At 64.2% G+C, this 18,668-nt stretch carries 18 protein-coding genes; 5 read left to right on the forward strand and 13 right to left on the reverse strand.

All coding sequences use genetic code 11. From position 1 onward, the window contains the following. Positions 1-88: 88 nt before the first annotated feature. From ccoP to ccoN, 4 genes are read right to left on the reverse strand one after another with little or no spacing between them, the layout of a single operon-like run. Positions 89-1,024, reverse strand: a complete 936-nt coding sequence (ccoP, locus tag NTD82_RS16965; protein ID WP_095157064.1) for a cytochrome-c oxidase, cbb3-type subunit III — start codon at positions 1,022-1,024, stop codon at positions 89-91. Beyond that, a complete protein-coding gene (locus tag NTD82_RS16970) occupies positions 1,021-1,218 on the reverse strand; it encodes a cbb3-type cytochrome oxidase subunit 3 (RefSeq protein WP_095157065.1) in 198 nt (65 codons plus the stop codon). The genes ccoP and NTD82_RS16970 overlap by 4 nt, the downstream gene beginning before the upstream one ends. A 5-nt stretch (positions 1,219-1,223) precedes the next feature. Continuing rightward, positions 1,224-1,832: a cytochrome-c oxidase, cbb3-type subunit II gene (gene ccoO, locus NTD82_RS16975; protein ID WP_262129540.1), complete on the reverse strand. Its 609-nt coding sequence runs from the start codon at positions 1,830-1,832 to the stop codon at positions 1,224-1,226. A gap of 10 nt (positions 1,833-1,842) precedes the next feature. Then, complete coding sequence (gene ccoN / locus NTD82_RS16980) at positions 1,843-3,267, reverse strand: cytochrome-c oxidase, cbb3-type subunit I (RefSeq protein WP_095157067.1); 1,425 nt, start codon at positions 3,265-3,267, stop codon at positions 1,843-1,845. Positions 3,268-3,316: 49 nt separating this feature from the next. Between ccoN and NTD82_RS16985 the strand changes: the two genes are divergently transcribed. Next, entirely contained in the window at positions 3,317-4,039 is a 723-nt protein-coding gene (locus NTD82_RS16985) for an alpha/beta family hydrolase (protein ID WP_095157131.1), read from the forward strand. A gap of 10 nt (positions 4,040-4,049) precedes the next feature. Here the strand turns inward: NTD82_RS16985 and NTD82_RS16990 are convergent, their stop codons facing one another. After that, positions 4,050-4,334, reverse strand: coding sequence for a pyrimidine/purine nucleoside phosphorylase (locus tag NTD82_RS16990; protein ID WP_095157068.1), 285 nt, complete (start codon positions 4,332-4,334; stop codon positions 4,050-4,052). Positions 4,335-4,409: 75 nt separating this feature from the next. Further along, positions 4,410-4,961: an exonuclease domain-containing protein gene (locus NTD82_RS16995; RefSeq protein WP_095157069.1), complete on the reverse strand. Its 552-nt coding sequence runs from the start codon at positions 4,959-4,961 to the stop codon at positions 4,410-4,412. Between the two features lie 203 nt (positions 4,962-5,164). Here NTD82_RS16995 and NTD82_RS17000 point away from each other — a divergent pair, with 203 nt between their 5' ends. Continuing rightward, positions 5,165-5,929, forward strand: a complete 765-nt coding sequence (locus NTD82_RS17000) for a substrate-binding periplasmic protein (RefSeq protein ID WP_256587799.1) — start codon at positions 5,165-5,167, stop codon at positions 5,927-5,929. Positions 5,930-5,960: 31 nt separating this feature from the next. Here the strand turns inward: NTD82_RS17000 and NTD82_RS17005 are convergent, their stop codons facing one another. From NTD82_RS17005 to dsbD, 4 genes are all read right to left on the reverse strand, one after another. Then, the gene (locus tag NTD82_RS17005; RefSeq protein ID WP_095157070.1) at positions 5,961-6,506 is read right to left on the reverse strand and encodes an RNA polymerase factor sigma-70; all 546 of its coding nucleotides are present in this window, start codon (positions 6,504-6,506) and stop codon (positions 5,961-5,963) included. Between the two features lie 376 nt (positions 6,507-6,882). Beyond that, positions 6,883-7,641: a thiol:disulfide interchange protein DsbG gene (gene dsbG / locus NTD82_RS17010; RefSeq protein ID WP_175651611.1), complete on the reverse strand. Its 759-nt coding sequence runs from the start codon at positions 7,639-7,641 to the stop codon at positions 6,883-6,885. After that, entirely contained in the window at positions 7,638-8,480 is an 843-nt protein-coding gene (locus NTD82_RS17015) for a prolipoprotein diacylglyceryl transferase family protein (RefSeq protein ID WP_262129541.1), read from the reverse strand. The genes dsbG and NTD82_RS17015 overlap by 4 nt, the downstream gene beginning before the upstream one ends. Then, on the reverse strand, positions 8,480-10,207 hold the full coding sequence (gene dsbD, locus NTD82_RS17020) for a protein-disulfide reductase DsbD (RefSeq protein ID WP_262129542.1): 1,728 nt from the start codon (positions 10,205-10,207) through the stop codon (positions 8,480-8,482). Before dsbD ends, NTD82_RS17015 begins: the two co-directional genes overlap by 1 nt. A gap of 167 nt (positions 10,208-10,374) precedes the next feature. Here dsbD and NTD82_RS17025 point away from each other — a divergent pair, with 167 nt between their 5' ends. The 3 genes from NTD82_RS17025 (at position 10,375) to NTD82_RS17035 (ending at position 14,083) form a co-directional block, all read left to right on the forward strand. Further along, complete coding sequence (locus NTD82_RS17025) at positions 10,375-11,052, forward strand: response regulator (RefSeq protein WP_262129543.1); 678 nt, start codon at positions 10,375-10,377, stop codon at positions 11,050-11,052. Further along, complete coding sequence (locus NTD82_RS17030) at positions 11,052-12,377, forward strand: ATP-binding protein (protein ID WP_262129544.1); 1,326 nt, start codon at positions 11,052-11,054, stop codon at positions 12,375-12,377. The genes NTD82_RS17025 and NTD82_RS17030 overlap by 1 nt, the downstream gene beginning before the upstream one ends. 83 nt (positions 12,378-12,460) lie before the next feature. After that, the gene (locus NTD82_RS17035; RefSeq protein WP_262129545.1) at positions 12,461-14,083 is read left to right on the forward strand and encodes a PvdJ/PvdD/PvdP-like protein; all 1,623 of its coding nucleotides are present in this window, start codon (positions 12,461-12,463) and stop codon (positions 14,081-14,083) included. A 27-nt stretch (positions 14,084-14,110) separates the two neighbouring features. Here the strand turns inward: NTD82_RS17035 and NTD82_RS17040 are convergent, their stop codons facing one another. From NTD82_RS17040 to NTD82_RS17050, 3 genes are read right to left on the reverse strand one after another with little or no spacing between them, the layout of a single operon-like run. Continuing rightward, positions 14,111-15,517 (reverse strand): efflux transporter outer membrane subunit, encoded by a 1,407-nt coding sequence (locus NTD82_RS17040; protein WP_262129546.1) that lies wholly within the window; start codon positions 15,515-15,517, stop codon positions 14,111-14,113. A 3-nt stretch (positions 15,518-15,520) separates the two neighbouring features. After that, complete coding sequence (locus NTD82_RS17045) at positions 15,521-17,485, reverse strand: MacB family efflux pump subunit (protein WP_262129547.1); 1,965 nt, start codon at positions 17,483-17,485, stop codon at positions 15,521-15,523. Beyond that, positions 17,486-18,664: an efflux RND transporter periplasmic adaptor subunit gene (locus NTD82_RS17050; RefSeq protein WP_262129549.1), complete on the reverse strand. Its 1,179-nt coding sequence runs from the start codon at positions 18,662-18,664 to the stop codon at positions 17,486-17,488. Positions 18,665-18,668 lie beyond the last annotated feature (4 nt).

Consider the following 18,668-nt stretch of genomic DNA (forward strand, 5'->3'; position numbering starts at 1 on the left):
GTGCGACACTTGGTCGCACATACAAACAGGAACGCCGCACCCGGTTCGGATGCGGCGTTTTCAGTCAATGCTCAGATGGACTGAAGTGTCACCGTGCAGAAGTCTTGTCGCCGTCCTGCGAAAGGCTATAGACGTAGGCGGCCAGCAAGTGGACCTTGTCGTTGCCTTGAATGTCCTGCTGTGCAGGCATCTGGCCCTGACGGCCGTAACGGATGGTCTGCTGCAGTTGGGCAAAGCTCGAGCCGTAGATGAACGCTTGCGGGTGAGTCAGGTTCGGTGCGCCCATTGCTGGAGTGCCCTTGCCTTCCGGACCGTGGCACGCCACGCAGTTGGCGGCGAAGATTTTCTGGCCGTTGGCGGCGTCAGCCTTGGTGCCTTCCGGCAGGCTGCGGCCATCGAGGTTGGTCAGCACGAATGCAGCAACGTCTGCCACACCTTGCTCACCGATCACTTCGGACCAGGCCGGCATCACACCGTGACGACCGAGCATGATGGAAGCCTTGATGGTTTCCGCTTCGCCGCCCCAGCGCCAGTCCTTGTCGGTCAGATTGGGGAAGCCGTAGGAACCCTTGGCGTCGGAACCGTGGCACACCGAGCAGTTGGAGGCGAACAGGCGGCCCCCCATTTTCAGTGCTTGCGGATCCTTGGCCACTTCTTCCACCGGCATGGCAGCGAACTTGGCGAAGATCGGGCCGTACTTGGCGTCGGCGCGGTCCATTTCTTTCTGCCATTCGTTTGCGCCGGTCCAGCCATTTTCATAGCCGGGCAGGATGCCTTTCCAGTTGCCCAGGCCCGGGTAGAGGACCAGGTAACCGACGGCGAACACCAAAGTGCCGACGAACAGCCAGAACCACCAGCGTGGCAGCGGATTGTCGTATTCCTCGATGCCATCGAAGCTGTGGCCCATGGTCTGGTCCGTGGTGCCTGGCTGCTCACCCTTGCGGGTGGACAGCAGCAACCAGGTCAGGCCGATCAGGCTACCGATGGTCAGTACGCTGATGTACGTACTCCAGAAGGTGGTCATTGCCGGGTACTCCTCAAGGCGTTTTCTTTTTCGGCGCCAGGCAGGCGCTCGTCGGCAAAGGGCAGCAGGCTCGCTTCGGCGAATTCACGGTCACGGCGACGGTTGAAAACCCAGAGCGACAGGCCGATGAAGGCGATGGCCACCACCAGGGTGCCCAGGCCTCGCAACTGGCCGATATCCAGGGTGAAGTCCATGGCGCTTACCTCTTGTTCTTGATCGCGGTGCCGAGCACCTGCAGGTAGGCGACCAGCGCGTCCATTTCGGTTTTGCCCTTGACCGAGGCGACGGCACCGCTGATGTCGTCGTCGGTGTACGGCACGCCGAGGGTGCGCATTGCTTTGAGCTTGGCTTCGGTGTGGCTGGTATCGACCTGTTGGGCGACGAGCCACGGGTACGAAGGCATCTTCGACTCAGGCACGACGTTGCGCGGGTTGTACAAGTGCGCGCGGTGCCAGTCATCGGAGTAGCGGCCGCCAACGCGGGCCAGGTCAGGACCGGTACGCTTGGAACCCCACAGGAACGGGTGGTCCCAGACGCTCTCGCCAGCCACCGAGTAGTGGCCGTAGCGCTCGGTCTCGGCGCGGAACGGACGGATCATCTGCGAGTGGCAGCCCACGCAGCCTTCGCGGATGTAGATGTCGCGGCCTTCCAGTTGCAGCGCGGTGTAGGGTTTCATGCCTTCGACCGGCTTGTTGGTGACGTCCTGGAAGAACAGCGGAACGATCTGGGTCAGGCCGCCGATGCTGACGGCCAGGACCATCAGCAGCACCAGCAGGAAGACGTTCTTTTCAATAGCTTCGTGTTTCATGTCCTAGTCCTCAGGCCAGCTGCGCGGAAGCGTCTGCGGTTGCCGGAGCCGGGGCACGCACGGTGCGCCAGGTGTTCCAGGCCATCAGCAGCATGCCGGTCAGGAAGATTGCACCACCGACGAACCGCACGATGAAGCCAGGGTGGCTGGCCACCAGGGTTTCAACGAAGGAGTAGGTGAGGGTGCCGTCGGCGTTGACTGCACGCCACATCAGGCCCTGGGCGATACCGTTGACCCACATCGAGGCGATGTAGAGCACGGTGCCGATGGTGGCGAGCCAGAAGTGCGCGTTGATCAGGCCGATGCTGTGCATCTGGGTACGGCCGAAGACTTTCGGAATCATGTGGTACAGCGCGCCGATGGAGATCATCGCAACCCAGCCAAGAGCGCCGGCGTGTACGTGGCCGATGGTCCAGTCGGTGTAGTGGGACAGGGCGTTGACGGTCTTGATCGCCATCATCGGACCTTCGAAGGTCGACATGCCGTAGAACGCCAGCGAAACCACGAGGAAACGCAGGATCGGGTCGCTGCGCAGCTTATGCCAGGCGCCCGAGAGGGTCATCATGCCGTTGATCATGCCGCCCCAGCTTGGTGCCAGCAGCACCAGGGACATGATCATGCCCAGCGATTGTGCCCAGTCCGGCAGCGCGGTGTAGTGCAGGTGGTGCGGACCGGCCCAGATGTACAGGGTGATCAGCGCCCAGAAGTGCACGATGGACAGGCGATAGGAGTAGACCGGGCGTTCAGCCTGCTTCGGTACGAAGTAGTACATCATCCCGAGGAAGCCGGCGGTGAGGAAGAAGCCTACGGCGTTGTGGCCGTACCACCACTGCACCATGGCGTCGGTGGCGCCGCTGTACAGCGAGTAGGACTTGGTCAGGCTGACCGGCAGTTCCATGTTGTTGACGAGGTGCAGGATCGCCACGGTGATGATGAACGCACCGAAGAACCAGTTACCCACGTAGATGTGCTTGGTATTGCGCTTGATCAGCGTACCGAAGAACACCACGGCGTACGCCACCCAGACGATGGTGATCAGGATATCGATCGGCCACTCCAGCTCGGCGTATTCCTTGGAGCTGGTGTAACCCAGCGGCAGGGTAATGGCGGCCAGCAGGATCACCAGTTGCCAGCCCCAGAACACGAACGCCGCGAGGGCGGGCGCGAACAGTTGGGTTTGGCAGGTACGCTGCACCGAGTAGAAAGAACTGGCAAACAGCGCGCAACCACCGAAGGCGAAAATCACCGCGTTGGTATGCAGAGGGCGCAGGCGCCCGAAGCTGGTCCAGGGAAGGTCGAAGTTGAGGGCAGGCCAGACGAGTTGCGCGGCGATGAAAACGCCGAGCCCCATCCCGACGATTCCCCACACCACCGTCATAATGGCGAATTGGCGGACCACCTTGTAGTTGTAGGCGGTACTGCAGGTTGTGTTCATGTATGGGTTCCCATCCACGGTTATAGGCAGGCTAAACAGCGAGGCAAGCATGAGTAATGGGCGAATCTCCGGTATTGACGGGGATCAATGGGCGCAGCGGCTGAAAATGCGGGGGTGGTTATGGAATGCCCCGGAAAATCAGGCAGATGGCGGTGCCAGGGGCTGTCTGATCCTGGCCCACGGGGCGGGCGCGCCGATGGACAGCGATTTCATGCAGGACATGGCGCAAAGGCTTGCCGGGCAAGGGCTGGGTGTACTGCGCTTCGAGTTTCCCTACATGGCTCAGCGCCGCTCGGGTGGTGGCAAAAGGCCGCCGAATCCCCAGGCGGTATTGCTCGACTGCTGGCGGGAGGTCTATCGGGAGGTGCGACCATTGGTCGCTGGGCCGCTGGTCATGGGTGGCAAGTCCATGGGCGGGCGGATGGCCAGCTTGCTGGCGGACGAATTGGGCGCGGATGCGCTGATTTGCCTGGGTTATCCGTTCTATGCCGCAGGCAAACCGGAGAAGCCGCGGGTGGCGCACTTGGCGCAACTGCGCACGCCGACGCTGATTATCCAGGGCGAGCGGGATGCGTTGGGCAATCGGCAAACGGTGGAGGGGTATGAACTGTCGCCGGCGATCGAGGTGTGCTGGCTGGACGCGGCTGACCATGACCTCAAGCCGTTGAAGGCTTCAGGGTTCAGTCATGCGGATCATCTGCGGACGGCGGCGCAGAGGATAGTGAACTATGTGGGCGAGCTCCCACAGGGGGAGCTGGCTTCGAGCAAATGAGCGAGCTGAATCAGTCGCGGTATTCGCACAGGTAAGCGGTGTCGACCGCGACCTTCAGCTGGAACTTGGCGTTGGCCGGTACGTTGAACTGGCTGCCGCTGGAGAAGGTTTCCCAGTTGTCGCTGTCAGGCAGCTTCACGGTCAGGGCGCCGGACACCACGTGCATGATTTCGCGCTGGGCAGTGCCGAACTCGTATTCGCCCGGGGCCATGACGCCGATCGTAGCCGGACCTTCGGCAGTGCCGAACGCGATGGACTTGACCGTGCCATCAAAGTACTCGTTGACCTTAAACATGGGCGACTCCTGCAAGAAAAAGGGACCAAAAAGGCCGGCCAGTATGCCCAAGCCTTCTGGTCCCGTCATCCGCTTTCAGGTGCCCTGGACCGGGAGTGTCAGCGGTAGCAGCCGGGCGGTATTGCGGGCGTCTTCAAGGGCTCGGTGCTGTTGCCCGCTGAACTGCAGGCCGGCCAATTGCAGCGCGCTGTTCAGGCCCATAGGCCGCTTCAACTGGCGGGCCTTGGCAAAGTGCTGCTTGAGGTTGAGGTGGGGGACGCTGCTGAGCAGGCTTTCGAGGCCGTTGGCCTGCCATTCCTGCAGCAACTGCTTGCGGTCGTAGTCGCCCCAACTGGTCCAGCCCTCCAGGCGTGGCTGGTAATGGCCCAGCCAGCGCTCGAATTGCGCCCAGACCTCGTTGAACGGCTGTGCCCCGTCGACGTTGGCCTGGCTGATGTGCGTCAGCTCACGGCAGAACACCGTGAGTTGCGGACGTCGCCGCGGTTTCACGAAACGCTGGAAATGATCCACCTCCCGGCCTTCGCGATTGACCAGGCTGGCGCCTATTTCGATAACTTCCATATCCGTGATCGGCCAGCCACCGTCGTCGGTGGTGGCTTCCAGGTCGATCACCAACCAATGGCCCATAACAGATTCCCTACCCAAGATGTCGTCCAAGCGTAGCCAAACACGGGCGTCTGCGATATCCCATGGCGTTTTGCCCTGATGCTCGAAAATGGCGCATGCGGCGGGTTGTACTACCCCTTGAAAACGCCTAGCTTAGACAGATCCACCCTGTGAGAGTCGTCATCTTGATTCCAGCGCCAATACCGCGGGTATTGTCCTTGCTATTGTGTTTTGCCCTGGCCTGGCAGGCCGACGCGGCTCTCGCCCTCGACACCGTCGAAATCAGAATCGGCGCGGCACATTTTCCCCCGTATACGGTGCGCCCGGAGCAGGGCGATGACACGGGGCTGTTGCCGCAACTGGCGCAAGCGCTGAACAACGTGCAAAGCCTGTATCACTTCGTGCTGGTGCCCACCTCGATCCCGCGACGTTTTCGTGATTTCCAGGAAGGGCGGGTCGATATGGCGATCTTCGAGAACCCCGACTGGGGTTGGCAGGATATCCCGCATGTCGCCGTCGACATGGGGCTGGAGGATGCCGAGGTCTTCGTTGCCCAGCGCACCCGCGATCACGACCAGCAGTATTTCACCCGTCTGGACGGCAAACGTTTGGCGCTGTTCAACGGCTATCACTATGCCTTTGCCGGCTTCAATTCTGATGGCCGCTACCTGGCCAAGACCTTCAACGCCACGCTGACCTATTCCCACGACAGCAACCTGCTGATGGTGCAGCGTGGCCGCGCCGATATCGCGCTGGTGACGCGTTCGTACCTGAGCGACTACATGGTGCGAAATCCGGAAAGCGTCGGGCAGTTGCTGGCGTCGGAGCGGATCGATCAGGTCTATCACCACTACGCCCTGCTGCGTCCGCAGGCGAAAATCAGTGGCGAGGAGTTCGCGGCGTTGCTGGATCGACTGCGGGCCAACGGCGAGTTGCTGAGAATCTTCAATCCCTACCAGATCCAGGTGATCGAGCCGCACCGTCACTGAGCGGGCCCTGATCATCCGAACGGCTGTGATTTCAGTTCAGCGGGCCAGCCCCGCGAGCGTTGGAAACCTTGCGGCAATGCACCAGGGCATCGCGAATCATGAAGTTGACCAGGGTGGGCGAAACGCCGAGTTCCTTGGCGATGTCTTTCTGCGGAACGCCGTGCAAACGGTACATCTCGAAGGCGTAGCGGGTGCGTGGGGGCAGCTCGGTCAGGGCTTCGGCGATATGTTCGAGGGTGGCGAAGTTGATGTGCGCAGCCTCGGGCGATGCGCCGTGGATGACGACATTCATGCCTTCTTCTTCAGTGCCTGAATATTTCATCTCCATTGCCTGCTTGCGGTAATGGTCGATTGCCAGGTTGCGCACGATCTGGAACAGGTAGCTCAGTTGCGCCTTGAACGACGAGGTGATCTGCGGAGCGGAGTTGAGCCGGAAAAAAGCGTCCTGTACCACATCCTCGGCCCGTGAGCGGCAGCCGGTAATGCGCGCTGCGATTTTGACCAGGATGCTGCGGTTGTCGACGAAGGCTTGGAGTAACGGTGAATCGCACTTACCTGTGGATAGTTGTTCCGCCATGGAAATCACCTTTTCTCTAAGTGGATAGCGAACCTCCCGAGGGACCTGTTCGCTGCGACGTGCGACAAACTAGTATTAATGATAATTATTGTCAATTGCGAAAGTTAATAACTCTATATACGTTTTGGTTCTAAGATCATCAGCCTGTTTCATGACCCGGCAAGTGTCATTCGTGGACGCCTTGTGCTGCCTCGCTTCAGAGCGATTTCGGCGTTTTGGGCGGCGACGGGCTGGTGTGCGTCCGGCACTTTTATCCCACAGCCAAATGACGGATTTGTGCGCGTGCTCACGTCTCTTCGATGACGAAAAAAAGCCGCCTGAGCGGCGGCCAAGGATGCCGGCGTGCGGCTGAATGCACGCCGGGCGGGAGGAGGGCTCAGCGCTTGCCGAGGATCTTGCCGAGCAGTTCCGGACGCGGGGCGCCTTGCTGTTGCTGCAGGCGCTGCTGATCGTCCAGATAGAAAATCGCCGGGGTGGCGGACAGGCCCAGTTCGTTCATCAGGGCCAGGTTGGCATCGAGTTTGGCCTGCACATCCGCCGGGATTTTTTCCAGCGCCTTGAGTGTGCTGGCCTTGCCGGCGCTTTCGTGGTCATGCAGGGCTTTTTGCGGATCCTTGCTGGCCAGTAGCGACGCTGACTTGGCCGGGCTGTCTTCGCGAATGATGCCGACCATGATGTGGCGCAACTGCACTTTGCCCGATTCGACCCACGGCCGCGCCTGTTCCCAGAACATGTTGCAGTAAGGGCAGTTGGGGTCGCTGAACAGGTAGACGATGCGCGGCGCATCCGCTTTGCCGTCGGCGATCCAGGCGGTCTTTTCCATCTTTGCCCAGACTTCCTTGGCCATGGGCGCGTACACCAGTTGTTCCAGCGGTTTCTCGCTCAGGTCGCGACCTTCCTGGTCGAACAGGCTGCCCACCAGCACATGTTTGCCGTCCGGCGTCAGGTACAGCGCCACGCCGCGGTTCTGGAACTGCGCGGCATAGCCTTTCAGGCCGTTGGGGGCATCGAAGCTGCCGACGATCTTCGCGCCCTTGGCTTCGATCTGCTTGACCGCTGCGGGCAGTTCCTCGGCCAAGACCAGCGGGCTGGCGAAAATGCCGAGGGCCAGGCCCAGGTAGATCGGGATCCTCATGGTGTATTCCTTGTTTCTGAAAGGGGAGTGCTCGGCACGTTCTCGAACGACTGCAGCGCGTGACGCAGGCTGGCGCGGGACAGCTCGCCGAGATGGCTGCCGACCAGGCGCCCGTCGGCGTCGTAGAACAGTGTGGTGGGCAGGGCCATGGAGCCGACCTGCGCGGCCAGTTGTCCGCCGGCATCGAACAGCACGTGGGACAGGTTCAGGCCGGTGGTGGCGAGAAAATTGGTGACGATCTGCGGCGTCTCGCCCTGGTTGACGAACAGGAAGGTGACGTCCGGGTATTCGTGTTGTGCCTGCTGCAACACCGGCATTTCGCGGCGGCAGGGCGGGCACCAGGTCGCCCACAGGTTGATCACCAGCGGGCGGCCGCGATGGCTGTCGAGGGCGACGGAATGCCCGCGGGCATCGAGCAGGCTCAGTTGCGGCAACTGGGTGCCTTGTTCGTAAAGATGGCTGCCCCAACTGGCCAGCAGCCAGAACAGCGCGCCGCTGAACAATCCCCAGCCCAGCGGGCGGCGCCGCGCCGGTTTGCGCCAGCCGGTCCAGACGGCGCCGATCAGCACTGCCAGCAGGCCGGTCCAGGGCGAGAAACCACCGTCACGGATATCGATGATTTGCAGCGGATCATCCCGGTACATCGACCAGTAGGCGATGACGAAACCGACCCGGGCGCCGAGCAGGCCGAGGAGAAACAGGCCGAACAGCGAGGACTCCGGATTGTCGCCGCCACGCTTGGCCACTCGCCAGCCGACCAGGGTCGCCAAGCCCAGTGCCGCAAGCAGCAACAGGTGATCGAGGGCCATGGCCACCGGGCCGATATTCACCGTCAGCATCAGCCTTGGCTCCTGGTTGCATTCCAGTGTTGCAGGAAAGTCGCGGCGTCCACTTCACCCACCAGCCGGCGGCTGCGCCGTTCTTCGCCATCGGGACCGATCCACAGCATGCTGGGCGGGCCGGGCACCTGGTAACGCGACAGCAACTCGCGAGCGGGCGGCGCGTCGGCGGTGACATCCAGGCGCACCAGACGCACGCCACTCAGCGCCGCGAGCACATCAGCGCGGGCGAACACCTGCTTTTCCATGACCTTGCAGGACACGCACCAGTCGGCATAGTAGTCGAGAAACACCCACTGGCCCTGGCTGCGCGCCGCATCCAGCTCAGCCTGCAAGGCCTGCGGGGTACTGACGGTGGTGAAGGCGTCGACCGGCGCGGTCACCGCGCTGGCAGTGGCGCGAGATGCGCTGTAAGGCTGCAACGGTTGCCACGGATCGCTGCCACCCCCGGCAGCGCCGATGATCGACAGCAGGCCCCACAGCCCGGCGATCAGCACCGGTGGTTGCGCCGCACGCCAGTGGCGCAGGACCGGCCAGGCGCTCCAGGCCAGGGCCAGCAGCCAGCTTCCCGCCAGCCCGAGCCATAGCGCGGGCGTCAGCACCACGCGCAGCGTGTACAGGGCCATGGCTAGGAAGACGAAGCCGAAGAAGCCCTTGACCAGATTCATCCACGCACCGGGACGCGGCAGGTAGCGATTGCCCACGGTGACCAGCAACAACAGCGGCAGGCCCATGCCCAGTCCGAGGCTGAACAGCACCAGCGCGCCGTGCAGGGCATTGCCGCTCTGGGCGATATAGAGCAGGGCGCCGGCCAGCGGCGCGGTCATGCACGGGCCCATCAACAAACCGGACAACGCGCCCAGCGCCGCGGCGCCAAACAGGTTTCCGCCGCGGGTGTGGCGCCCGGCGCGCTCCAGGCGATCGCGCAGAAACATCGGCAATTGCAGTTCAAAGGCGCCGAACATCGGCAGGGCCAACAGCACGAACAACCCGGCCAGGCTGCCCAGCAACCAGGGTTGTTGCAGCCAGGCCTGCAGGTTCGCGCCGAGCAGGGCGGCGACCACGCCGAGCGCGGCGTACACCAGCGCCATGCTCAACACATAAGTACCCGCCAGCGCCCAGCCGCGGCGGCTGCTGGCGTTGTTGCCCATCACCAGCCCGGCGAGGATCGGCAGCATCGGCAATGAGCAGGGCGTAAAGGCGAGCAACAGGCCAAGGCCGAAGAACACCAGCAGCCCCCAGCTCAGGTTCCGCTGTTGCAGGGTGCCGGCGAGGGCCTGATCGCTGGCCTGGGTCTGGGGAGTGTCGGCGCTGGCACCGCCGAGGTTCACAAGCGACGTCTGTGGCGGATAGCACAGCCCGGCATCGGCGCAGCCCTGCCAGCCCATGCGCAAGGTGCCTTGGGCCGAGGCCGGCAGCAGCAGTTCAAGTTCGCCGCGGTAGACCGGTGTTTCGCCGAAGAACTCATCGTGGTGCGGCAGTGCCTGGGGCAGCGGGGGAATCTGCTCCGGTGCGAGGCCGTCGAACTTCAGGCGCTTCTGGTACAGGTAATAGCCGTCGGTGATGGCCCAGTGCAGGCGGGTCTGACCGGACGGCAGGCGTTCGCTGGTAAAGACGAAGGCCTTTTCCACCGGGAGGAAGTCGCTCTGGGCGAAAGGATTGGCAAAGCTCTGCGCCTGGCTCAGGGAAGTGAACAGGCAGAGGATCGCCAGGAGCAATGCACGCATGTCGAAGCCTTGGAAGGTCATGAGCGAGCAAGGCTGCCGACCCTGGATTAACCCAGGGTTAAGCCGCTGGCCGGCAGGCGACGGGGCGTGCGACGCAGGGCATAATCCCCGGTTAATCCTGCTCTGGCCCACTGCAGGCCTTCCCCCGTCGATGACCGAATCCGCCCATGCATGTACTGCTCTGTGAAGACGACGACCTGATCGCCAGCGGCATCATTGCCGGCCTGAGCGCCCAGGGCCTCACCGTGGACCGCGTGGCCAATGCCGGTGCCGCGCGCGCCATGCTCCAGGCCGCGCACTTCGATGTGATGGTGCTCGACCTCGGGCTGCCCGACGAAGATGGCCTCAAGCTGTTGCAGCGCTTGCGTCAGCAAGGCGAGCGCCTGCCGGTGCTGATCCTCACCGCGCGCGACGCGGTGACCGACCGCGTCGACGGCCTGCAGGCCGGTGCCGACGATTACCTGCTCAAACCCTTCGACCTGCGCGAATTGGCCGCCCGCCTGCACAGCCTGGTGCGGCGCATGGCCGGGCGCTGCGTGAACGTCATCGAGCACGGGCCGCTGAGTTTCGACCCGAGCAACTGCGAAACCAGCCTGGGCGGCCAGCCGGTGGACCTGTCGCGCCGCGAGCAGGCGCTGCTCCAGGCGCTGCTGAACAATCCCGGCCGGGTACTTTCCAGCGAGCAACTCAAGGACAGCGTCTACGGCTTTGGCGACGAAGTGGAGAGCAATGCCCTGAACGTGCACATCCATCACCTGCGCCGCAAGCTGGGCAACGGCATCGTCGAGACCGTCCGCGGCCTGGGCTACCGTCTCGGCCCGGCGCAATTGCCAGGATCACCGTGATGAGCTTGCGCCTGCGCCTGAGCCTGATTCTCGGCACCGCCTTCGTCCTGATCTGGGCCCTCGCCGCCGCCTGGATGCTGCGCGACCTGCGCCAGCAAATGATGTTTTCCCTCGACCAGCGCCTGGTGGCGTCGGCGCGGATGGTCGCCGGGCTGATCGACCAGTTGCCGCAGCCGTTGACCAGCAAGGGCGAGGGCACCCACCTCAGTGCCGATCAGTTGAGCGTCCCCGATGGCATGGCCTGCCAGGTCACTTCGCTGCGTGGCGAGATCCTCGCCCGCAGCCATCAGAATGCTGATCAGCACCTGGATGACGGGCGCGGCGGCTTCCATGACCAGATGATCGATGGCGCGCGCTGGCGCAGCTTCACCTTCGCCCACGGCGATATCCGCATCACCACCGCCGACCGTCACCTCGAACGCGAGGCGCTGAACCGCTCGATCCTGCTGGCGGCATCGGCGCCGGTGCTGGTGGCCCTGCTCGGCAGTCTCGGCCTGCTCTGGGTCGGTATCGGCAAGGGCCTGGCGCCGCTGAACTGGATGCGCGACGCCCTGCGCAGGCGTAGCCCGGATTCCGTCGAACCGCTGCAGATCAAGGCGGTGCCCAGCGAGTTGCAGCCGTTGCTGGACACCCAGAACCAGTTGTTCCTGCGCATTGGCCAGACCATCGAGCGCGAGCGCCGCCTGACCGGCGATGCCGCCCATGAACTGCGTAGCCCGCTGACCGCAATCAAGACCCACCTGCAAGTGGCGCGGATGACCGATGGCAGCGTGCGCGAGCAGGCCCTGGAGCATGCCGAGCAGGGCGCCGACCGCTTGCACCGGACCCTCGAACAATTGCTGTTGCTGGCCCGGGTCGAGGGCAGCCTGTCGTTCGACGATGGCGTGCAGTGCAGTGCCGAACAGGCCGCCCGCCAGGCCATTCAGGATACCGGCGACAACCGTCGCATCTTCTTGCAGGCGCCGCAACGGGCCGCAGAGGTGCAGTTGGACATGCCGGCGGGTTTGGCGGTGGCGGCACTGCGCAACCTGCTGGATAACGCTCTGCGCCACAGCACCGGCGAAACCCCGGTGGAACTGGAGGTGCACGTGGAGGAGGGCCGGGTCGGATTCCTCGTCCGCGACCATGGCCCCGGCATTCCCGAGCAGCACCTGCAACACTTGACCCAGCGCTTCTGGCGCAATGGTCAAAGCGAGGGCAGCGGCCTGGGGTTGGCGATCGTCCAGGCAATCGTTCAGCGCTGTGCCTGTTCATTGCATTTCGACAGCCGTCCCGACGGTCTGCGGGTGCTGCTGCAGATGCCGTTGCGCGTCGAGGCCGTTTGATGAGCAATAACCCCTAAATTTCCCACCCAATTCAACGTTCTAGCTTGGACATAAGTGGTTTCCATGGCTGGCACGGGTGGGCAATGACGATATCTCGACGGGGATTCATAGCAGGTCTGGCGTTGACCAGCGCGGCGGTGCCGGCGGTCTACTACGGCCATCGCAAGCTGACCCACGACCCCGAGGACGACATCGTCACCCCAGGCGAAGCCAGCGTTGAACTGGCGGATATCGCCGGCCAGCAACTGGCCAATCAACTGCGGGGTGTCTGGGATATCCGCTTCACCGGCGCCGATGGTGGCCTGCCGGGGCTACCGCGCGAAGGCGCGCAGTTGTACCTGGATATCGCCGCCAAAGGCCGTGGCCTGCGCGGCGTGCTGGACACCGGTGAGCGGCTGGAACAACCCGGCCCGGTGGCCTATCGGGTGCTGGGCGATCTGGTCGGCGCTTCCAGCAAACAAGTGCGTTGGCGTCTGCTGAGCAACCAGGGCGGCCCAGGTTTCGAGTGCATTGCCACGCTGGATGAGGTCTGGGGCAGTTTCGGCAACGCCGGCAGCGGAACCCTCAGCGGTAACCTGCAGCGCCTCGACCGGTCCATGGCATTGCCCCTGCAAGACAGTCATTTCGTCGCCGTGAAGCGGATGTTTCCCGAGGCGCGTGAGCGCATTGCCTACACCCCCGAATTACGCGACTGGCTGATCGGCGCCGAGCACCGGTTGTTCCACCAGCTCTGGCATTCGACCCGGGACAAATGGCACAGGCTCTCCGAAGACCAGCATGGCGCACTGCGCGGCCTCGGCTGGCAACCCGGGCCGCGGGATAAGGAGCGTGATGCCCGCGGGCCACGCAAGCACCGCAACGGCTCCGGTGTGGATTTTCTGTTCATGCACCGGCATATGCTCAACACCGCGCGGACCTTCCAGGCATTACCGTCCTGGACCCATTTCCCCTTGCCACAGCCAAACGTCGAGTTCGATCGCCACGGTTTCGCCCGCTACTTCGATAACCACGATGGCTACAGCGTACCGCCGACCTGGCTGGCGTCGGGAGACAGCGAGTACACCCAGTGGGTGGCTGCGATCAAGGCGCAGGAGACGTTCTGCAGCAACTTCCAGGTCTGGGAATCGCAATACCAGGACCCGCTGTACCTGTCGCGCATGACCCTCGGCGAGCTGGGTTCGGAGCTGGAAATGAACCTCCACGACTGGCTGCACATGTGCTGGGCGTCGGTCCCGCGTGACCCGTCCAACGGCGCGCCGGTGCCGTTCGCCCGCAATCCGTCGGACTTCGCCGCCCGCTGGTACGGCGCCGATAACGACTTCCTCGGTGATCCGTTTTCCTCCCATGTAAACCCGGTGTTCTGGGGCTTTCATGGCTGGATCGACGACCGCATCGAAGACTGGTTCCGCGCTCACGAGCGGCACAACCCGGGCCAGGTGCGGCGCCTTCAGGTCAATGGCGTGGAATGGTTCGCGCCGGGGCGCTGGAATGAAGTCGAGGATCCGTGGCTGGGGCCGACCACCCATGGCTGCAGCACCACGCCGGGCATGTTCCCGGGCAAGTCGGTGGAGATGGATATCGAGACGATGAAGCTGGCGTTGCGCCTCATCTTTGCCGAGGAAGACAAGCTCAAGCCGCTGTTCAAGCGCGTGCCGCAACGGCCGTGGTATGCGCGGCATTTGTCGATGAAAGGGATTGCCTCGTAAGGGACCGCGAGCGGTCCCCTCTCTCGCTCAGCGAACCTCCGTCACCTGCCAGCCGCCCCCCAACGCCTTGTACAGCGCCACGCTGCCCTGCACCCGCGCCAGACGCAGTTGCACCTGCTGGTCCTGGGCCTGGTAGAGGGTGCGCTGGGTTTCCAGCACCGTCAGCAGCGTCTCCGCGCCCGCTCGATAGCGCCGCTCCGCCAGTTCGAAGGCGGTGCGTGCCTGACGCACTTCTTCGTCCTGCCACTGCCGTTGGCGATCGACGCCGCCAATGCTGTTCAGCGCCTTCTCCACATCGCCGAAACCGGAAACGATGCTGGCGTGATAGCGCTGGAGCAGCTCTTCCTGCTCGGCGCGGGCCCGGTCGCGTTCGGCCTTGAGCCGGCCGCTGTCGAAGATCGGCGCCGCCAGCCCCGCCGTCAGGTTGTAGTAGGGGCTGCGCAACAAGCGGTCGAAGACCTGCGAACCGGACGCGAGGTTGGCGCCCAGGGTCAGGCTCGGCAGCATCGCGGCGCGGGCCACTTGAACATTGGCCTGGGCCGCCGCCAGCCGTGCTTCGGCGGCGGCGATATCCGGCCGGCGGCTGAGCAGGTCGCTGGGCACGCCCGTGCTGATGCGCGGCCAGTTGATCGCGGTGAAATCCTCGCGGGTCTGCGGCAGCGCCTGCACCGGTTCGCCGAGCAGGGTCGCCAGGGTGATGCGGGTGTCCTGCAATTGTTGTTCGAGCAGCGGCACCTGGCGTTCCTGCGCCGCGACCAAACTGCGCTGTTGCGCCAGTTCCAGGGCGGTCGCCGACCCGGCGTCGTGGCGGGTCTGCACTACTTGCAGCACGTCGCGGGCGTTGCTCAGGTTCAGCCGGGCGATGCGCACTTGTTCGACCAACGCGAGGCTTTGCAGGTAGCTGCTGGCGACGCCGCTGAACAGCGTCAGTTCCACCGTCTGGCGGTCAAAGCGACTGGCATCCAGGCTGCGCAGCGCGCTGTCGCGGGCCGCAGCGTTGCCGCCCCAGAAGTCGATTTCGTAACTGGCGTTCAGCCCGGTGCTGAAGGTGGTGTAGGTGCGGTCGCTGCGGGTCGCATCGATGCCGTTGTAGCCGTTGCCGCGCAGCAACCGTTCGCGGCTGGCATTGAGGCCGAACTTCACCTCCGGCAGCAATGGCGCGCCGGCGATGACCGCGCTGGCCTGGGCCTGGCGGATCCGCGCCACGGCCGCGGCGAGGTCGAAACTGTTGCTGCGCGCCTGCTCGATCAAGTCGTTCAGTTGCGCACTGGCGAAGGCCTGCCACCATGGCCCGTCGGCGATCGACGCGGCTGGGTCATGCTGGCCTTGCCAGTGTTCGGGGGCCGCTGGCGGCGCGGCGTCGGGGGTGCTGTTGGCGCAGGCACCGAGCAATACACACAGGGACAGAAGGCTGAGACGGCTGGGCAATGTCATCGATTATTCGCTTGTCAGGGCTTTGACCGGATCGAGCCGGGCCGCTTTGCGTGCCGGCATGAAGCCGAACACCACGCCGGTGATGACGGCGCAGGTGAAGGCGCCGAGCACGGCACCGAGGGAAAACGCCACGGCAATGTCGGCCAGCATCAGGCCGCCGCCGATCAACATCGCCACGGCGATGCCGGTCACGCCGCCGACCATCGACAGCATCACCGCCTCGGTCAGGAACTGGCGCAGGATGTCGCGCTGGCGGGCGCCGGTGGCCATGCGGATGCCGATCTCGCGGGTCCGCTCGCGCACGGTCATCAGCATGATGTTCATCACCCCGATGCCACCCACCAGCAGGGAGATCGCCGCGATCGCGCCGAGCATCAGTGACAGGGTGTTCTGCGTGCGGGCCTCGGCCTGGATCAGCGCCGCGTAGTTGGTCAGTTCATAGTCGTGCTTGCCGCGGTGCAGTTTGCGCATCAGTTGGTCGATGGCCACTTCGGTTTCCTTGACCCGGCCCGAATCGGCGGCGGCGATGGTCACGTACTCCGGGTCGCGGCTGCCGAACAGGCGGATGGCCGCGGCAGAGTAGGGCACCACGATGCGCCCGTCGCTGTCCTGGTCGCCGGAGCTGGAACCCTTGCCAGCGAGCACGCCGAGCACCTGGAACGGCACGTTGCCGATCAGGATGTACTGGCCGATGGGGCTGCGTTCGGCAAACAGTTTCTCCTTGACCTTCTGCCCGATCACCGCCACCGAGGCCGCGCTCAGTTCGTCGGATTCGGTGAAGAAGCTGCCCTCGACCACCGGCCAGTTGAAGATCTCCGAGAACCAGGTGTTGTTGCCGCCGACGTAGAACGTCTGGCTGTTGTTGGCGTAGCGCACCATCAACTGGTTGCCGATCACCGGCATGATCTTCTTCACTTGCGGCAAACTGCCGACCGCTTCGACGTCGTCAAGGGTGATGATCCCGGCGGGCTCGTGCATGCTCGCCGACTTGCCGCTGAGGTAGAGGATGTTCGAGCCGAAGGCGGCCATCTGCGCCACCACCTGGCGTTTACTGCCTTCGCCGACGGCCAGCATGACCACCACCGACGCCACGCCGATGACGATGCCCAGCAGTGTCAGCGCGGTGCGGAAGCGGTTGATCCACATGACTCGCCAGGCGGCCTGAAGGGCTTCCACCAGTTCGCCTTTCCAGGCGCCGGTCTGGGTCGAGCCGTGGTCGAGGTACTGGCGCAGTTCCTCGGCTTTCGGGCCGGCTTTGGCCCGCTGCCGTTCGGGCTGCTCGTTGGCCGAGTCACTGATGACCAGGCCGTCGCGAATCTCGATGACCCGCTGGGCCCGGGCGGCGACCTCGCGGTCATGGGTAATCAGGATGATCACGTGGCCCTGGCTGGCCAGCTCGTCAAGCAGCGCCATGACCTCGGCGCCGCTTTTGCTGTCGAGGGCGCCGGTAGGTTCGTCAGCGAGAATGATGTGGCCGCCGTTCATCAATGCGCGGGCGATCGACACTCGCTGCTGTTGGCCGCCGGAGAGCTGGTGCGGGCGGTTGCCGGTGCGGTCGCCGAGGCCGAGGCGGTCGAGCAGGGCGGCGGCGCGGGCGTGACGCTCGGTGGCGGGCGTGCCGGCATAGATGGCCGGCATCTCGACGTTTTCCTGGGCCGAGCCCGAGGTGATCAGGTGATAGCCCTGGAAGACGAAGCCGAACGCCTCGCGGCGCAGCCAGGCCAGTTCGTCGCTGTCCAGGTCGGCGACGTCCTTGCCGGCGAAGAAGTATTCGCCGCTGGTGGGGCGGTCGAGGCAGCCGAGGATGTTCATCAGCGTCGACTTGCCGGAGCCGGAGGCGCCGACGATGGCGACGAATTCACCGGGATGGATGGCCAGGCTCACGCCGCGGACCACTTCCACCTTGGGCGTGTCGATACCGCCGTAGGACTTGCGGATATCCCGCAGTTCAATCAGGGGCGTGCTCATTCAACCCCCGCTGGCGATGGGGGCGCCGATCAGCAGGTGGTCGCCTTCGGACAGGCCGTCGAGGATCTGCACCCGCAGGCGGTCGCTCAGGCCTGTGCGCACATGACGCTGCTCGATCTTGCCGTCGCGGTTCACCACCTGGACCAGGCGCTGGTCGGCCTTGTCACCGTCGTCTTCCAGCGCCGCGACGGGCGCGGTCAGTACGTTCTGTGCCTGGCCGGCAACGAAGAACACCTGGGCGGTCATTTCCGCCATCAGGCTGTGGTCCGGGTTGTCGACGTCCAGCAGCACGGTGTAGAGCACCACTTTGCCACTGCTGCCGCTGGCGCTGCGCGAACCGCTGCCGCCGCCACTGCTCTGGGACGAGGTATCCAGCGGCTTGGGCGGAATCGGCAGAATCTGCCGGACGGTGCTGTTCCAGCGCCGCTTGCCGCCGGCGAGGGTGGTGAAGTAGGCCGTCATGCCGGGTTTGACGTGGCCGATATCCGCTTCCGAGACCTCGGCCCACACCGTCATCGGCGACAGCCTGGCGATACGCAGGATCAACGGGGTCTGCTGCTGGGCATTGAGGGTCTGGCCTTCCCGAGCGTCCACCGCGACCACGGTGCCGGACATCGGCGCGTAGATGCGGGTGTAGCCGAGTTCCGCTTCGTCACTGCGAAGGCTCGCCTGGGCCTGAAGAATTTGCGCGCGGTACATGTCGATGCGGGCCTGGGTCACCTTGAGTTGCGCCTGGGCGGTCTGCACGTCTTCCTCGCGGGTGGCGCCTCCGGCGGCGAGGCTTTGCTGGCGTTTGTACTGCTGCTCGGCAAGCTTGTACTGGGCTTGCTGCTCGGCCAACTGGGCCTTGAGGTTGTCGATGGAATAGCGGCCCGCATCGAGCCTGGCCTGTTGCGTCGACGGATCGATCTCCACCAGCAACTGGCCTTCCTGTACTTCATCGCCGGGCTCGACATGCAGCTTGCGGATCTGCCCGGACGCCTGGGCGCCGACGTCCACATAGCGCCGTGGTTGCAGATTGCCCAGCGCGGTGACGCTACTTTCGATATCGCCACGGGTGACCGCAACGGTACTCAGCGGGTCGTTGCCCGGCAGTGTTTTCCAGGCAACCAGGGCACCCAGGCTGACCAGCCCCAGGGCACAGATCAGCAGGCGGCGTTTGAAAGTAGGACGTCTCATGCGG

It is taken from the genome of Pseudomonas sp. 5P_5.1_Bac1, from assembly GCF_025466015.1.
In the GTDB taxonomy this organism is placed as follows: Bacteria; Pseudomonadota; Gammaproteobacteria; order Pseudomonadales; family Pseudomonadaceae; genus Aquipseudomonas.

Bases quoted from the DNA above. Each gene is read 5' to 3' on its own strand.
- ccoP (WP_095157064.1), bottom strand. From the start codon at position 1,024: ATGACCACCTTCTGGAGTACGTACATCAGCGTACTGACCATCGGTAGC.
- NTD82_RS16970 (WP_095157065.1), bottom strand. From the start codon at position 1,218: ATGGACTTCACCCTGGATATCGGCCAGTTGCGAGGCCTGGGCACCCTG.
- ccoO (WP_262129540.1), bottom strand. From the start codon at position 1,832: ATGAAACACGAAGCTATTGAAAAGAACGTCTTCCTGCTGGTGCTGCTG.
- ccoN (WP_095157067.1), bottom strand. From the start codon at position 3,267: ATGAACACAACCTGCAGTACCGCCTACAACTACAAGGTGGTCCGCCAA.
- NTD82_RS16985 (WP_095157131.1), top strand. From the start codon at position 3,317: ATGAGTAATGGGCGAATCTCCGGTATTGACGGGGATCAATGGGCGCAG.
- NTD82_RS16990 (WP_095157068.1), bottom strand. From the start codon at position 4,334: ATGTTTAAGGTCAACGAGTACTTTGATGGCACGGTCAAGTCCATCGCG.
- NTD82_RS16995 (WP_095157069.1), bottom strand. From the start codon at position 4,961: ATGGGCCATTGGTTGGTGATCGACCTGGAAGCCACCACCGACGACGGT.
- NTD82_RS17005 (WP_095157070.1), bottom strand. From the start codon at position 6,506: ATGGCGGAACAACTATCCACAGGTAAGTGCGATTCACCGTTACTCCAA.
- dsbG (WP_175651611.1), bottom strand. From the start codon at position 7,641: ATGAGGATCCCGATCTACCTGGGCCTGGCCCTCGGCATTTTCGCCAGC.
- NTD82_RS17015 (WP_262129541.1), bottom strand. From the start codon at position 8,480: ATGCTGACGGTGAATATCGGCCCGGTGGCCATGGCCCTCGATCACCTG.
- dsbD (WP_262129542.1), bottom strand. From the start codon at position 10,207: ATGCGTGCATTGCTCCTGGCGATCCTCTGCCTGTTCACTTCCCTGAGC.
- NTD82_RS17025 (WP_262129543.1), top strand. From the start codon at position 10,375: ATGCATGTACTGCTCTGTGAAGACGACGACCTGATCGCCAGCGGCATC.
- NTD82_RS17030 (WP_262129544.1), top strand. From the start codon at position 11,052: ATGAGCTTGCGCCTGCGCCTGAGCCTGATTCTCGGCACCGCCTTCGTC.
- NTD82_RS17035 (WP_262129545.1), top strand. From the start codon at position 12,461: ATGACGATATCTCGACGGGGATTCATAGCAGGTCTGGCGTTGACCAGC.
- NTD82_RS17040 (WP_262129546.1), bottom strand. From the start codon at position 15,517: ATGACATTGCCCAGCCGTCTCAGCCTTCTGTCCCTGTGTGTATTGCTC.
- NTD82_RS17045 (WP_262129547.1), bottom strand. From the start codon at position 17,485: ATGAGCACGCCCCTGATTGAACTGCGGGATATCCGCAAGTCCTACGGC.
- NTD82_RS17050 (WP_262129549.1), bottom strand. From the start codon at position 18,664: ATGAGACGTCCTACTTTCAAACGCCGCCTGCTGATCTGTGCCCTGGGG.